This window comes from Cellvibrio sp. KY-YJ-3 (assembly GCF_008806955.1).
Taxonomy (GTDB): domain Bacteria; phylum Pseudomonadota; class Gammaproteobacteria; order Pseudomonadales; family Cellvibrionaceae; genus Cellvibrio.
On record NZ_CP031727.1, the window covers coordinates 1,459,318 to 1,475,066 of the forward strand.

At 44.9% G+C, this 15,749-nt stretch carries 16 protein-coding genes; 7 read left to right on the forward strand and 9 right to left on the reverse strand.

Annotated features, from left to right (window positions below):
- Positions 1 to 247: 247 nt before the first annotated feature.
- From D0B88_RS06090 to D0B88_RS06110, 5 genes are all read left to right on the forward strand, one after another.
- Entirely contained in the window at positions 248 to 766 is a 519-nt protein-coding gene (locus D0B88_RS06090) for a hypothetical protein (protein WP_225318558.1), read from the forward strand.
- Between the two features lie 4 nt (positions 767 to 770).
- The gene (locus D0B88_RS06095; protein ID WP_151055884.1) at positions 771 to 2,177 is read left to right on the forward strand and encodes a DEAD/DEAH box helicase; all 1,407 of its coding nucleotides are present in this window, start codon (positions 771 to 773) and stop codon (positions 2,175 to 2,177) included.
- A gap of 274 nt (positions 2,178 to 2,451) precedes the next feature.
- Positions 2,452 to 2,640: a hypothetical protein gene (locus D0B88_RS06100; RefSeq protein ID WP_151055886.1), complete on the forward strand. Its 189-nt coding sequence runs from the start codon at positions 2,452 to 2,454 to the stop codon at positions 2,638 to 2,640.
- A gap of 374 nt (positions 2,641 to 3,014) precedes the next feature.
- Entirely contained in the window at positions 3,015 to 3,734 is a 720-nt protein-coding gene (locus D0B88_RS06105) for an alpha/beta hydrolase (protein ID WP_151055888.1), read from the forward strand.
- 55 nt (positions 3,735 to 3,789) lie between these two features.
- On the forward strand, positions 3,790 to 4,398 hold the full coding sequence (locus tag D0B88_RS06110; RefSeq protein WP_151055890.1) for a hypothetical protein: 609 nt from the start codon (positions 3,790 to 3,792) through the stop codon (positions 4,396 to 4,398).
- Between the two features lie 206 nt (positions 4,399 to 4,604).
- Here D0B88_RS06110 and D0B88_RS06115 read toward each other — a convergent pair whose 3' ends face one another.
- The 7 genes from D0B88_RS06115 to D0B88_RS06145 form a co-directional block, all read right to left on the reverse strand.
- Complete coding sequence (locus D0B88_RS06115) at positions 4,605 to 5,597, reverse strand: bacteriophage abortive infection AbiH family protein (RefSeq protein ID WP_191966533.1); 993 nt, start codon at positions 5,595 to 5,597, stop codon at positions 4,605 to 4,607.
- A gap of 169 nt (positions 5,598 to 5,766) precedes the next feature.
- On the reverse strand, positions 5,767 to 6,759 hold the full coding sequence (locus tag D0B88_RS06120) for a serine/threonine protein kinase (protein ID WP_151055894.1): 993 nt from the start codon (positions 6,757 to 6,759) through the stop codon (positions 5,767 to 5,769).
- An 11-nt stretch (positions 6,760 to 6,770) separates the two neighbouring features.
- On the reverse strand, positions 6,771 to 7,196 hold the full coding sequence (locus D0B88_RS06125) for a hypothetical protein (RefSeq protein ID WP_151055896.1): 426 nt from the start codon (positions 7,194 to 7,196) through the stop codon (positions 6,771 to 6,773).
- A complete protein-coding gene (locus tag D0B88_RS06130; RefSeq protein ID WP_151055898.1) occupies positions 7,193 to 9,283 on the reverse strand; it encodes a hypothetical protein in 2,091 nt (696 codons plus the stop codon). The genes D0B88_RS06125 and D0B88_RS06130 overlap by 4 nt, the downstream gene beginning before the upstream one ends.
- 1 nt (position 9,284) lies before the next feature.
- Positions 9,285 to 11,261, reverse strand: coding sequence for a hypothetical protein (locus D0B88_RS06135; RefSeq protein WP_151055900.1), 1,977 nt, complete (start codon positions 11,259 to 11,261; stop codon positions 9,285 to 9,287).
- On the reverse strand, positions 11,258 to 12,727 hold the full coding sequence (locus D0B88_RS06140) for a site-specific integrase (protein ID WP_191966534.1): 1,470 nt from the start codon (positions 12,725 to 12,727) through the stop codon (positions 11,258 to 11,260). Before D0B88_RS06140 ends, D0B88_RS06135 begins: the two co-directional genes overlap by 4 nt.
- Positions 12,728 to 12,784: 57 nt before the next feature.
- Positions 12,785 to 12,916, reverse strand: a complete 132-nt coding sequence (locus D0B88_RS06145; RefSeq protein WP_370452488.1) for a hypothetical protein — start codon at positions 12,914 to 12,916, stop codon at positions 12,785 to 12,787.
- Between the two features lie 210 nt (positions 12,917 to 13,126).
- On the opposite strand from D0B88_RS06145, the gene D0B88_RS06150 reads away from it, so the two are divergent.
- Both D0B88_RS06150 and D0B88_RS06155 read left to right on the forward strand, forming a co-directional pair.
- A complete protein-coding gene (locus D0B88_RS06150; RefSeq protein ID WP_151055904.1) occupies positions 13,127 to 13,888 on the forward strand; it encodes a ParA family protein in 762 nt (253 codons plus the stop codon).
- Positions 13,889 to 13,932: 44 nt separating this feature from the next.
- The gene (locus tag D0B88_RS06155) at positions 13,933 to 14,388 is read left to right on the forward strand and encodes a tetratricopeptide repeat protein (protein ID WP_151055906.1); all 456 of its coding nucleotides are present in this window, start codon (positions 13,933 to 13,935) and stop codon (positions 14,386 to 14,388) included.
- 180 nt (positions 14,389 to 14,568) lie between these two features.
- On the opposite strand, the gene D0B88_RS06160 is transcribed toward D0B88_RS06155, so the two are convergent.
- Together D0B88_RS06160 and D0B88_RS06165 are read right to left on the reverse strand one after the other, a co-directional pair.
- A complete protein-coding gene (locus D0B88_RS06160; protein ID WP_151055908.1) occupies positions 14,569 to 15,162 on the reverse strand; it encodes a glycoside hydrolase family 25 protein in 594 nt (197 codons plus the stop codon).
- 212 nt (positions 15,163 to 15,374) lie between these two features.
- Complete coding sequence (locus D0B88_RS06165; RefSeq protein ID WP_151055910.1) at positions 15,375 to 15,716, reverse strand: hypothetical protein; 342 nt, start codon at positions 15,714 to 15,716, stop codon at positions 15,375 to 15,377.
- Positions 15,717 to 15,749: the final 33 nt, after the last annotated feature.

Genomic DNA, 15,749 nt, shown 5'->3' on the forward strand with positions numbered 1-15,749 from the left:
GGCAATACCTCACGAATTCTACAAGCTCTATCTTCTTTCTATCTTGCTCCATTTTCCCCACGCTGGTCCAATGGGCTCCAATCATAGGAGCTAGGTCGCGCAAAGTTAACGAAGTTGCAGCTCGCTTTTGCTTCAGCCAAAAACGAAGTTTTTCATAATGAGGTGAGTACGAAGACGTTTTCATTGTAGCGATATTAGATACAAGCTAGAATGTAGCGAAATTCACTACAATCTCAATAAGCATCAAATGAAGCCAAAACACCTAAAGCATGAAGTATTTAGTGCTTTCAAAGAACTGATAGGCAGCCGTTTTACGGTTGCCCAAGCCGTCTCCATCTACATGGCAAGTCCATTTTGCTCTCACTCGGACGCAAAGCCCGCGCGGCAATTTGTCTATAGAAACATGAAGCGGCTTCTTCAAACTGGTGAGCTAGAAACAATCGGTTCTGACGGCGGTTGGCAAAAATATCGTTTTACTGAAAGCTTTAGCGCAAGGTTAGCTTCTAATGTATCTCCCATTTCAGGTCAGCGAATGGTGCCGGAGTCTTCAAAGATATGTGGGAGTCTTACCGAAAGGCTAAATCAACAAAAGTTGGAATTACTTACCGCAATGGGTGAAGCTGAAGAGTACGACGCAATTTACAAAGAGCTACCAGAGATGCGAGAGCAAATTCAATCACTTTATAATGATTCGCGAGATAGGTGTTCGAAATTATTGGGGAAAGTTAAGGCGCTCGAAAATCTCATATCATTGAGCTCAAGATAAACATATGCAATTAAGACGCTGGCAATCCGAATGTATTACGAAAGCTCTAAATAAATTCTCAGTACCGGGTAATCACTTTCTCTGCTTGGCTACGCCAGGGGCAGGCAAAACTGTTATGGCTTCTGTTTTGGCCTCCAAACTGCTGGAGCAAAATCTAATAGACCTTGTTCTCTGCTTTTCACCATCAGTGATAGTATCAAGTGATTTTGAGCGCACTCTTGCAGTTCAAACCAATGCTCGAATGGACGGCCTGCTAGGCTCTAAAGGACGTTCACTTACCTACCAAGCAATGCTTTTTTTAGATGATGCATTCTGGAAGCTATTTGATAGCAACAGGATATTTGTAATATTTGATGAGATTCATCACTGTGCTGGCGACGGTTTGGATAATGCGAACGCATGGGGACAAAAAATTATTCGGTATATTCAAGGTCGTGCTACTTATTCATTAGCACTCACGGGCACCCCTTGGCGTTCCGATCAAATTCCTATTGCACTTTCGAATTATTGCCAACAACATAAAATTCATTGCGATTATGTATATGGTTTGACGCAGGCAGTTGCTGACAACGTGTGTAGAACTCCAAAAATCACGCTGATTGACAATGATAAGGTTTGGATTAAGCACAATAATGAAGTGTTTAAGTTTTCATGTTTTGGTGAGTTACTGAAAAAATCAAAATGCTCCTATCAACAATTGATAGAAAATGAAACTCTCATTTCCTACTTCATCGATAAGGCGTCAAAAAAATTATCCTCAATTAGAAAGCAGCACTCAAATGCAGGTGGTCTTATTGTCGCTGCATCGGTAGAACATGCCAATAAAATTTCTGAGATATTGCATCGTCGGACCGGGGACCAGGCGTATATAGCTACCTATAGAGAAGAGGATCCACTAAGTATAATCAACACGTTCAAATATAATTCTGAAAAATGGATTATTTCTATTGGGATGATTAGCGAAGGAACCAATATACCTAGGTTGCGAGTATGTTGTCATTTAACCCGAGTTAAAACGGAGCTGCATTTTCGACAAGTTTTGGGCAGAATATTGCGCAGCAGTAATGATGCAAATGAAGATGGGTTTCTCTACATGCCTGCAGAACCCAATCTTCTTGAATACGCCAATCGTGTTGCACAAGAAATACCAGATGGTGTGGCTATTAAATTTGACTCTATGTCGAAGGCACAAGGTCGTGAAGGTGATGCTTTAATTCTGAAGAGTGACGATAATCTCGCCACGAATGTAATCCTGACAGTCGATTGCAGCTCTACTTACGATTCAGAGCCGGAATTAGATCTTAGTCACCAAGCAGGGCTAACTTCACTCGCTAGATCATATGAATCTACAGTTAATATCTTTGGCAGGTTTAAGCAAGAACTCCTGTCACTCCCGCTTACTGCTTGTTGATGCAAAGACAATGCTCAAGGGTATCGTTACAATTATTCTTTATTTTCTTTTCGATCTAGCCTGCAATACTAATTTGTAGCGCATGAAAGAAGCTTAGCTGAAAATCAAATAACCTCGTGTTGATTTATATATGAAATTGGTCGTTTTTTGCGTTTAAGAATGACCCAGGATAATAGGTATAAGTAATCATCCTTGCTGGTTTTTTCAATATTCAATGCCAAAATGGGTCTGCTTTGAATACAAATCAATAACCCTATCTTTAAAAGTGGAAACTATGCCTGATATTAATGACGAATTTGATGCTCTGCTAGTACGTATTTCCTCTCCAAAAACCCGAAGAGCAGGTGACGCTTTTTTCTCAGCCGATCCTCTGGACTTGTCCATTACGTATTCACCAGACAATTTTGATAGCTTCGGTGCTCAGTCTGATGGCAAGTCAACCGACACCATCTGTAAGAAATGATGATCCTTTAACGCAGTTATTCTTTCGAGCTGAGCATTAACCTACCTTTTTCCTCGCTTGCTGCGGAGCTGTCCTCATATAAAAAAGTCGCTAATAAGATATGGCCACCATTTTCTTTGGAATCAACGGGGAAAACATTTAAAGTCTCACTTCGGCCGAAGCTGTGTGAAAACTAAAAAACGACCGAATACATAAATTCCATCGGATAGATTATGTAATCTTCGTGCTCACACAGGCAGTATATTTAGTCAAATGAGGGTTATATGTTGATTTGCACCGTAGTTTGACCCACTTTTGCATCTAAGAATGACCCTGAAAAAATGTGCAGAAACTCAACCCACATATAGCTTTGCAGTTGTTAGCTATGGGTCAAAATTCAATGCAAAAGTGGGTCAAACTACGGTGCAAATCAACACTCTAACTTCAAAGGAGAGGCTATTTTTTTTAGTTGGCCCTCAAAAGCATTTGGTGAGTATGGGGACGATAAAATCAGAGCGAACGAAAGCGATGAGTTATTGGCTGATTTTTTACAGGACGTTGCAATCAAAAATAACAAGAAAATTCATATTGTCGCCCATAGCATGGGGGCGTATATATTAATGAACTCGTTGACAATAATTAATGAGCGCATAAATAAAACCCCCAACTTACTTATTGCTCGCAGAAATAAAAATGACGGAAGTATTTTCTCTCAAATAATTTTAGCCGCTCCCGATATTGCGCAAGATGAGTATAGAGAAAAATTCTCGACGAAAAATCTGTCAAAACTTGCCAATAACATTACATTGTACTCTGCCGACAATGATTGGGCACTCAAGACATCAAGATTAGTAAATATACCAATCGAAGGTACATCACAGGCCAGACTTGGAGACTCTACAAAAGAGTTTTTTGTGGTTGAAGGAATGGATACGATTGATACGAGAAAGCGAATAGATGCCCAAATATTTGGGCATTCATTTTATGCGGAATATTCAAGTCTTCTGTCTGATATACATATGTTATTAAACTATGAGGCATCACCTGACGACAGAATGCTGCAAAAGGTCATTGACAGCAAAGGGAACGCCCTGTGGTTTATTAGGGAGTATTAATGTCTAGGTAGCTCGCGATAGTCACAGCACTATAAATATTCTAAGTCGACGTAAGATGAACATGACCCTATTGAGCGAAAAAAAATACGATGTGTTATGTAAAAAGGTTGCGCACGAGACATTTGATCCATGGTGCGAAAAAACCGAAATAATCTTCAAAACTCATAAAATCCAAGACAAAAATGATCTGATGCTGGCTATTGCGTTCGCATATTCCTGGATTCCAACAGTACCCAAATGGCGCGGTGAACTCGATTGGGCTAGATGCAAAGAGCAATTGAAAAGGCTTCAGTCTGGAAACTCGACTGCTATAGCGGAACTTTTTCGATTGATTGTTCCGTCGGTTAATAATTCCATAATTGGTACATCGAAAGCGCTTCATTTCGTTTATCCTGAATTAATCCCTATTGTTGACAGCAATGTTGTGAAAGCATGGAGATCCATTTTCAATGAGGACGAACGCAATATAAATAAGAACGCCGGGGTCGCCCGTTTTCCGTTAGATTTCGGAAAGGGGGGCAGTCGACAAAAAGTTGAGCGGCATATAGATCTGTATCTGCAATATAGACAGAATCTGATAGATTGGTCCAGTCGATTAAATGGTGTGAGCACTCGTGACATTGAAAGGAAGCTGTTTCTCTATGGACGAATTATTGAAAGTTAAAATTTTGGAGAGATTAAAGGTATTTAATTATTTAGGTTTTTCTGTTTGAAGGCAGAGTCAGGTAGGCCTTTGCGGAGCCAGAGTCAGTCTGGCTTGCTAAAATGACGGAATCGCTGCTCTCAGGGGGTGAATAAAATATTCGGATGTGACCCGGAATGCCAGTAAAAATGTGCAAGTAGTAAAGTTAAGTATCAGAAAGTTCCAAGTTATATTAATTTTAATTGCGACAAATGGGGCAGCTCAGAAATTTTCGTCATCGATATTTTTTCTTCAGCAACTCCTAGCTGTTTTAGCCTATCTAAGTGTGACATTTTTTCGTGATCAAGATAGTACGAGGTGTGATAGACGGATTGTGCGCTTACAGAGCTTATGAGTTTTTCAAAATATGGCAGATCTACGTCAGCTAGTGAGTGACCAAGAATGTAAACTGTATCAACACCAGACAACTGATTAAAATAGAATTCATTTGCCTCTATTATGTCGTTTGTTGGCTTGAACGTACTTGAAAAATAACCCTGCAATTCATCCCTCGCCAATTCAACAGAATAATCATAGCGGTCGCTCATGCATTGCTCCCACAGTTCTAGTTCCTCATCTGTCAAATGTGGAGGAGGACTTTGTTCATCATCTATGAAATTTTCGGCCGGAATTGCATGTCCCAGCACTAATTCTGAGGATTCACTCGCTGCCTTTCCATGTATATAGTTTATTTTGCTATCGTTGACCCCGTAATATGCCTGAAGCGTGTTTGTATAGTTGAAGGAAATTAGGTGGGCATTGGAGAAATCTAGAAGCAATCGCTGCTCTAAGGTAGGGTATTCAACTTGAAAAATGAATTCCTTGAAGGCTGAAAACAAGGTGTTAAGTAACTTGTCAACAAAGCTGCTAACCTCAATGGAATACGCCCCCCAATCTCTGTCCCGGAAATCCTCCCCTCCGGGATTTGCGATAAATTGAGAAAGTGATTCCATTACTGATTCGGTATCGAGTTTCGACAAATCGTTCTCGAAGTCACTCCAGAGTGCTCTGTCGGCTGTAGATTCATCGCAGTGCGTTAAATCACAAAATCCGTAAAACTCGATTAATTGATCGTAGACATTCGGATAGTGTTCTTTAACGTAAAGACCAAAGCTTGAATATTTCGTATCGAGGCGGTGATGTAAGTCGAATCCATTGCCAAGAATATATAGCGTTTCCAATGTTGTGCTCCATGCGGTAAAAAAATTGAATAGACATGCCAATATCAAATCTCTCTCTTTGCCCGCAATCGATTGAGGCAGAACTTACAAGCAGTGACAGACATTGAAACAGAATGGCAAATTAATTCGTCGGTACGTTTTAAGGCCACCTAACATTGAAAAAATATCCCTAATAATTTCCCGAGGACCGAACAAGCGCTGGCTCTTGGAGGTTCGCAAACTGTTCCCGCAATTGAAGGACATGTTCTGCCCAGTAGCGCTCGGTATTAAACCATGTGAACGTTGATGGGAATGCCGGATCAGTCCAACGCCTCGCAATCCAAGCGGCGTAATTTAGCATACGAAGAGTTCGGAGGGGCTCTATCAAACATAGTTCTGAATCGTTGAAGTCATGGAACATCTCATAGCCTTCTAATAGCGAATCGAGCTGTGTAGTTTGGTCTTGGCGATCACCACTTAACAACATCCACAAATCTTGTACAGCTGGCCCCATGCGACAATCATCGAAGTCAACAAATACCCCCCGGTCTTCTCGCCACAAAATGTTGCCCGGGTGGCAATCAGCATGAATACGAATTGGTGCATACGTACACTCACTGAATCGCTGTTCTATTATTTTAATAATATCTTTAGTCAGTGATTCGTAGGCCGGAAGGAGACTCGGTGGAATAAAATCATTACTCAGGAGAAATTCCCGACTATCGATACCGTAACTCTGGATATCGAGCTGTGGCCGACTGCTGAAGGGCTTTACCGATCCAATCGCGTGTAATCTTCCAAGTGAGCGACCGAGTAATTCTAATGTGTCCAAGCTATCTAGCTCTGGGGCATGTCCTCCGATTCGTGGAAATAATGCGAAAGTAAATTCTCCGTCCCGATGAGCACTTACTCCGCTTTCATGTACTAACGGTGGAACAATTGGCCACTCTGCTACTGCAAGCTCTTTACAAAAGTCATGCTCCTCGCTTACTTGCTCAAACGACCACCGAGACGGTCTGTAGAATTTTGCGATGATTGGCGCGGAGTCATTTATTCCGATTTGAAACACACGGTTTTCGTAAGAATTTAAAGCATTCAAACGACCATCACAGTGATATCCTAATTTCTCAACTGCATCGAGAATTCGTTCTGGTGTTAGCGTACTGTAGGGATGGTCTGACATGATTTAACTCATTAATAAGGGATATCGGTGCTGTTGGGATCAACTTGTAGATCTGTCACTACTCCATATTGAGGAACCTCTCCACCGAGTTTACGAATCACTTTTGCCATCTCTGCATTTAGATATAGCAGAGACATGTAACGGCTGCGGGCTACGTCGAGATCACGTTTGAGTCGCTCTATTTCAGCGGTCTGATTTGGGTTGGTCTGAAGACGCTCCTTTTTATTTGTTGGCGGTGGTTGCTCTCCAGCTAATTCAATTTCCGCAATTAGTGTCTCAAAACCCGGGCGACTACGAATACTCCCGCGCTTTCGACCCGCCTCCAATGCCACCTGATCTTTGTTGATAGGAGAGCCCTTGGGAACATGGATGGGTACGTTTTTTTTAAGGCGGTCCAGCGCAGCGAAGTATTCCTTAACGGTACCGCTCATTTTCATAGCTCGGCGTCCGCAGGTTGCAGGTAGGTGGATGTTACGAAGTCAATCTCTTTGGCAATCAATTTGTATGGGCGACTGTTTAGTGAGAGTGCCTCCATATCAAAGCGAAGACTTTCTACGTATTTTTCCAGTTTTCCTTTTTCTAAGATCGCTTCCTGACAGCCATTGGTGCAGGGTAATACTACATCCACTGCAAAATGGGGGCAGCTGCTTTTGCATACACAGCCACCCACAGGCGTCTCTCTGAAACTGAATCGCCCTTGCCTCAACGCCTTTTCTGTTTCCTCGCGGCTAATGAACATCTTAGGTAGACTATTGTTGTTCTTTGCACGCTGAATCTGATCCCCAATTGCTCCGTTGAGTTGTTTCTCAGATTGAATGACCTGCTCGTGGAAGCGCACGCTCGTATTGAAGGCAACAGCATCACGAAAGGACATTAATACACTGCCGTCGGCGATTGGTTTGCCGTTCTCGTCAATCAGAAAATTTTGTGCGTAGGTTGAGTTCTCTGAATATAGGGCAGTCATCACTTCAGACAGGTGCTTAAACTGCGTTTTAAGTGTTGGCAGTGACACCATGCCAGAACGACTTGCATAGACTGCCACGGAACGTCGAAATTGGTGTGATGAAAGCGGCCAAAGCTGTCCCACTGCGAAATCGGGATTCTCATCCCATTCGCGAAATGCATCAAACATACGTAGTTCCTCTATATCTTCGGCCTCAATTGTCAATTTCAGAGATTCAATTGCGGTGCGCCAATTTCTTGTGAAGAATGGGGCAGGCGCTATAGGTAATTCATAGTGAATATTTGGAGTGGATCTGACATCGTCACTATTTGCCGCAAAAAGCGGCAGATTACTTGGTATGTCCTTCTCAGGTCGATTACTGCGGAACCATTTGATGCGGGTAAGCTGCTGGGCGATTTTCACTGCATACAACCCTTCCTTCGAAGTTGCCCAAACCAGTGGGCGGCTGTAATTACCACTTTTCGAGAACTTTTTAAGGTGAGATATAAGCACAGGCAAACTCCCGAAACCGTTGACATTAGAATGTACAGCCGGTTCAAAAGGCATCACTCGTACTTCGGAAGTTCGTAACCCGGAGAAGGCATGGATCAGAAATACGCAAAGTACATGCAGATGTGTGATGTGTGCTTCAAACGTTCGTAAGCCTGAAAGATGCACCTGCTTGGCGTAGGCCGATAAGTTAAATCGCTCAAAAGCATTGTCAAGGCTGACGAATTCCACATTGAATTGATACTCATGATCAGGATAGAGCCGTCTAATACGCCTCAAGTTGTTCCTGTACTGCTTCCTATTACTTGCACCTAGGGCTGGGTCGGCGTAAGCAGCTTTAATGTAGGCTTCTATGTGCGGAAGGTAAGGCTCCGCCGCTTCCAGCTGGGCTAATGCTCCGCTTATTAAATTGCCGAATAGCCGCGTGGGTATGAGTGGGAATTGTTCACGTTGATCTAAATTTGCAATGATCTTCTGTTGTAAGAGGGACAATACATCGATCAAGCCATCCTCGGGGACAAGGCGTGGAACATCACACTCGATTGCTTCTACTTGCTGCCAGAAAGCTGTATCTTTGAGTAACCCCACAAGCTGGTTATAACTTCCAAACCCGGGCTGAACACTTGCAATAGAACTGCGTAGGGCAATTTGAAACTGTGCGTTTGTATGCGCTTCAGCAAGTCGTATGCGAAGTGTATGGGCAATCTTGGCCATTGCCCGCAGATTTGATGTCAGTTGCGATAAGTGAGCGAATCCCCTTGAGCGTTCCGCGTTGGCAGTAGTTTCAAACATGCTCAGCCAGAAGATAGTCTTTATCTCATCCGTAAGTGTGTGAGCCAACGTATCCATTGGTCCTTTAGCTTTTGTATCCCACCAACTTTCAAATGTAAAAGCACTTTGCGCGCCATAGATCCGGCAGTCCCAGATTTTGTCTTTGAATCGGCTAAGTGGCTTGCCGTCTTTTCGGCGAGAGATAACATACTCTGGGTTGATACCTGCTTGGTGGATGAAATCAACCACGTCGGGAGCTATTAGAGGGTTGGGATTGGAGCAATGCATTTGAAAGGCCATCTTAGGTTTCCTCCATTTCAAGCAGAGCGTTGATTTTGGCGTCCCAATATGTGTCTCGCTCGCCTCGCTGAAATCGGATCTGAGCATCTTTGATACGTTCAGAAACCTCGCCCCCGATGGCGGAAAGCTCGTTTAGTATCTGTTCGATCCGGTTCAAGTAAGGTGCAAACTTCTGAAAGTGATCATCAATATTTATAGAGCTGTGACGACTTTGGATCTCGATCCAGTAATTGATGGTCAGTAAGCGTACTATGTCCTCATTGTCTGCATGCAGTCCAAAGTGAGCGCAAAATATGCAGGTAATCGGAGCACCGCATCGCGGCTCAATACCAAGTTCTTCAAACCCCTCTACCAATCTTGGCCGATCCGTATCTACATCACAAAAACCTGTGAGTGTCTGGTCACCACCCTCAATGATACGTACAGGTTTTACCCCTGTGTAGCGTAGTTCCGCAGCGTTCGCTTGGGCCGCAAAGTAGTTGTTCATTGCTTTTATGGCTTCTTCGTGATTTTTGAAGTTATAGTGACGCTCAATAGTTTGGGGGGTGGCCGATTGCATTGCTGCAGCCAGCGCGACGTTGCCGCCAGATCCTTCAACAAGATTTACAGTTTTATGCTTGCGCGCTGCGCGAGTTGCTAATGAAGGGGCACTAGCCGGCCAGTAATATATCTTCGCTAAAGAGGCGGCCGTAACGGTATAGTAAGGTGCACCAGTATCTCTTTTTCCCAAGAGGAACACGCCCAGTTCGGGAGGCATTTCAATTTGCTTGGACATCCAGTTGCGCAGCTTGAGGTATTGTCTCCAGATGGTTTGAGCAAAACGAAGATCAACGTGTTGTTTCTGCTCTTCAAAACCAGCACGTCCCTTAATGGCGCGAGTTGATGCGCGCCCTAAATCTCTATCCAACCTTACATTATTGCAATCAATGCTTCCGAGATGCGCCGTGTTGTTCCCTGCTTCTGCGAGCAGGAGGTGAGCAAAATGACGTGTGGCGAAGTTCGCCATAGCGAGGAGTGTGTCTGGGCTGAATTGACGATTATTTTTTTTCATGCGGTTAAATGAATTGCCTTTAACGGGCGCTATGCCGTGCTCTGCTAACAGTTTATTGAATGCCTTGGGCCCACCTTCAAATATACCTTCAGGCCGATAGAAAAAAGGTCGCCAGAAGTTGTTCTCCGCCGACTTCTTTGCCACTGACCAGCCACCTGCGTTATTGGCGCGTTTGTCGTAGTAAATCAAATCCTCAAAACCCAAATCTTTCAGTTTAACTACCACAGGTGGGGTAATGTTATTGAGAACAGCACTACAGAATGCTTCAAAGTACCGTTGATGCATGGCATACGCTAGCGCATGCTCTTCGCCAGTTGTCGCAGGTGCAGGCAACTCATTTAATCCGATCTTTTTTTGAGGGATGCGGATAGCCCAACTTTGTACCACTTGGCGATCACATTCAGAGGCAAGCCCACAGATATATGCCATTGCGACTTGTAGCGGTGAGGCTGTTCCATAGCTAATTGACCCAGTTGCTTCTCCAACATTGGACAATCGCAGGCGGTGGCGCAAATGGTCGGTGTAATCCCGATACAGCCTCCGCGCTCCCTCAACACAATATAGCTCTGCGGAGCGGCTCTGCTGATCGATCCAGTCGAGTGCAGTTTCAATGTGGATGAATTTAGGAATACCTGAATGCCCCTTTAATAATCCGCTGATAATGGGGCGAATCAAAGTGACACGCTGAGAGCAAAGACTCGAAAGGTTAACCTTTTTGCGCTCATTTTTGGATGTATAACTGACAGTTGGATGGATTGATCGGCGATCCAGGTAACAAACGCGATAGGGCTGCCAATATCGCAGGGTCTTGCTGGGCCCTAAATCTAGCGTTGTCAATTCAGGCCTGAATTGAGGTGCCACTTCATAGCTATTAATACTAAGGGTTTGGAGTTCGGGAATCGAGTAAATGGTAGTGCTAATTGTCATAGTTGAAACTGCTTAACAACGCTATTAATTCGGTTGTGGTGAAACGCAGTTGCGGCACTCACGATCTGATTGTGCTCGTCGTAATTTAAGTACATTTGAGTTGTGTTAAAACTTGAGTGACCCATTCTCGCCTTGAGCTCATCGCGGATATCTTTAGCGCCGGATGATTCTGCGTCTCGGACGAAATTCATTCCATAAGTTGCCCGCAAGTCATGGTATCCAAATGCTGTGAAGTCAGAGTGTTCCAGGCGAATGTCGCGAATGAGGCGCCTCAGATAATTCCGTAAGGCATTTCCGTGCTGGATTGTGAATGAAACACGATCCCGTGCAGAAATTCTCCTGCTGAACTTGCCTTCTTGGCGATCAACAATCTCGGAAGTACTCGTGTAGTAGGGAGAGCCATTTGACGCAAGAAAGACATAATTTTCTTCGCTATCTCCATAGAAGCTCAGTGCTCGACGCTCCCGGTGTTCCTCTGATTCAATGTAATTGCTTAGCATTTGAACCAGTGCAACAGGTACGTGGAGGCGGTAGCGCTTCTGATTCTTTGTATCAACCCCCATGCCCATGCCGACACGCAACAACACTTCTCCGTTGTTGGGCTTTTGATCGAGAAGCTTAGAAACATCCTTCATTCTCAAGGTGCAAACTGTTTGGAGGCGAGCACCAGTGAAAAGAGCTACAAAGCATATTAATTGGAAGGCTCGATTGCTGCTTTTCCTGAGTGTTTCAAGAAATAAGTTTTGCTCGTGCTCAGTTAGTGGTCGCAATGCGCCGCCGTCCCTTATCAACCCAACTTGGTCGCGCTGTGGCTTGGGGATTTTGAAATTAGTGGTCTCTACAGTTTTCATGATCTGAATTCCGACGGAATTAACAATCGGAATACCCACTAGAATGCTATTGAATGCACTGTGCTCTATCGCTGATTCGCCTACCAGTCTCCAAGCTAATATCCCTCGATAGAAACCGATCACAGCCTGCATACGAGCTTTGGCTACGCTCAGGGAAATTGGTTGGTCGCACGTCTGGCGCAGAAGCCTTTTTAAATATCGGAAGTAAGCCCACGTAACTCGCCTCTCCTCCTCGACAGGAAAATACAACTCATGAATATTTTGACCGTCATTACGTAAGTGCTCAATCCAGCGCAAATACATGACTAAGTGCTTGGCTATAGAGCGAAGGGTATCAATGATGGGCGGCGACACCTTTGCCATTTCGGTGAACTTGCCCATTAGATAGAGGTTGCCCAAGTCCCATGGCGAGCCATCTCCACGAATTAAAATAGGAAAATTACGAATCACCCCATCATCAATGGGAGACAGCTGAAGTGAAAGGGAGTTGTACTTGAATCGGGAAAACGTGGCGGATTGATGATCGAATGTAACTTGGGAGGGAGTAAACACGTCGATAAACGAGAGTCGCGCTGCTGAATTCAGCGCTTGCTTAGATCTTTTGTCTGCTCGCACAAGTGATTTCCTGTCGCCAATATGTACATACATTTAATCACGTTAGGTATTCCTGGTCTATGTGTGCATGTTAAGGGTGTCGTAACTATTGAGCGCCAGAATGCGCGCATCGGTTAAAAAACCGGTGCTGTCGATAGCATCCAACACCATATCGGGCGTGAGCAGTTCGTAAGGGTGGGCTTGGTTCATGGGGAGCGCTCGCAAAAGTAAGCCGCGATTGTACGCCGCTACGCGCAGGCGTGCTTGCCCGCACCGATTTTGCGGCGCAGATCGTTTTTATCCTGGCTAAATTTTGAAGGAAGCGGTTAAAAATGCTACAAGTAACATTCTGCCGATCAGAATAGACGCACTGTTTGCCAAAGCCTCCAACAATAGCCACAGCTAACAAACGGAATTCCTATGATTAAAATTGCCTTCTACAACCTCAAAGGCGGCGTGGGTAAAACCACCACCGCGGTCAACATGGCCTATATGGCGGCCGCGGCAAAAAAGAATGTCATCCTCTGGGATTTAGACCCGCAAGCGGCGGCCAGTTGGTTTTGCCAGCAAGAACCGGGTTCAGGCAAGGCGATAAAACTTTTTAATAAAGGCAAATCCATCGGTGAGATGGAGTTGTTCAGCCCCTATCCCAATCTGATGTTAATCCCCGCCGATTTGAGCCTGCGTAGTTTGGATAGCGAGTTTGATGCGCTGAGCAAAGACAAAAAATTCTTCAAGCAGCTGCTCAAACCCCTGAGCGAAAAAGCCGATGTGCTGATTTTTGACTGCCCGCCCACGCTCTCGCCCAGCGTTGAACAGCTTTTGCAGGAAGTGGATATTCTGTTGATCCCGATGATTCCCAGCCCGCTATCGATCCGCGCGATGGAGCAAGTGGTGGAGTTTCTCGCCAGCAAAAAATCCGCCCCCAAGCGCATTGTCGGTTTTTTTAATCAGGTGGATATGCGCCGCAACCTGCACCGCGAGGCGATAGACAACAGCAAAAAAATGCCGGTGCCCATGCTCAAAACCTGGATTCCCAACGACTCCGCCGTCGAGCAAATGGGGCTGCGACGCGCCCCCTTAACCAGCTACAATCAGCGCAGTCGCGCGGCACTGGCCTATCTCGACCTGTGGAAAGAAATAGCGCGCCTGCTGAAAGCCGCGGCCAAAGAAAGTGAATGATCGCTCTGCGGTTAAAGTCTCACATCACACAAACGAGTTATCTGATGATCAAACGTTGTTCCCAATTGTGTCTGGCCGGTCTGTTATTTGTGTTGGCAGGCTGTGCAACCCACTCTGACTACCCAAGTTACCCAGCGCCCCAACCGCAAGAGCCGGTTAAACCAGCGCCCGTAGTTGTCCAACCCCAGCCCGGCGCAGTCACACCATTACCTACACCGGCTCCCGCGATGGTACTTAACCCCGCTGCCGTTAGCCTCGCCAAACAAGCGCGCGGCCAGTATCAAGCGCAAGACTACCAAGGCGCCATCGCCACTGCCGAACGCGGCTTGCGCATAGAGCGTCGCGCGGCAGATTTGTATTTGGTGCTCGCGCAAAGTTATGTGCAGTTGGGTTCCCCCGATAAAGCCAAAATGTTTGTGCAACAAGGCAAACGCTTTGCCACCCCAGGCTCAGACGCCGCCCAAGGTTTACTGCGTTTGGATTTGTTGCTGGGAAATTAATCCCGTCAGCTCCCCAAGCCAGGCTTGTGAACCGGACAGAAAAATCAGGTGAACTTTGCCGTGAATATTGCAACGCAAGTGCGCTTAGCACTTGCGTTCGCATTTGTACTCTAGGTGAATTTTGCGTTTCTGGATTGTCTGCTGGTGCCTGTGTAAATGTATGCCTTGCGGAGCATTTTTTTATGGCGTCCCCAAAAAAACATCCAAATCAACACTCCCTGTAACCTCATCAACACTCCCGCTTTGCGAATACTGCCAAAAATTATATGTGCTCCAACCAAATGGAATTGTTGGTGCAGCCACACCATATTCCGCAACCCAGAGTGGGTACTTGGAAAAATCAGTATTGATAGTTTGATTCCAAAATGAAGGGCCGGTGTAAATCATGGGCGTTCGGCCCAGAGCTTTTTCCACGGTGTCCAGCCAGATTTGCAAATTCGCGGCGACGCTATTACTGCCGTAATTGCCTTTAAAAATTTCAATATCCACAACCGGCGCCAAATCATTCGCAGCGAGTGAACCTACGGCAGTAATAAAATTATTAGCTTGGCTAACAGGGTCATCATTCGTTTCGTAAAAATGATAAGCGCCGCGCAAAATACCGGCGGCTTGTATACCTTGCCAGTTGGTATGGAACTGGGGGTCAGTATAGGTATTGCCATCGGTAGCTTTTGCGTAAGCAAACGCAATTCCCGCCGCCTTAACTTTTTTCCAATCCACCGCGCCTTGGTAATGGGAAACGTCTATACCTTGTAGTTGGTTGTTGGCAGTCATGAAATAATCCTTTGAACTAATTGTTTATTTATTTTTTGGTGTTCTTAACGCGATCTATGTTAGGGAAAAGTCGATTTATTCTAAGTGGTGTTATAGATCAATTTGGTTGGGGGCGGCTTTCGGCAAATGGCGGACCTTGGTGACGGGGTACTCAGCAAGAGAAAAGGCCGATTTTGATGCCGAAGCTGCCGATTTTTTACCGCAGTCGCTTGTTAAGTGTTTGCACACAATTTTTCATAAATTACCTGCCGCTCTTTTTCAGAGGCATTGTCAAAACGTTCGAATAACCCAAAACAATAGAGTCTCTCGTTCATTGTCATGCCGCCAATGCCTAATATTGCTTCATTCTTGAAACTAGACCAAAGCTTATACAGATGGCTATGAGTTTCTTCGCTGGATATCCAGGAGTTGCCGAAGAACCTTTCGATTGCATTAGCTAGCTCTACCACATCCGTACTATCGGTTTTCCAACTGCTTAGATGCGAAACTAAACAAGTAACCACTTCATCGCTTGAATATTTTTTCGCTTCTTTAATGTATTCGTCGTAATTCATTTTTACACTGGTCTTACCCACAAAAAGTAGACA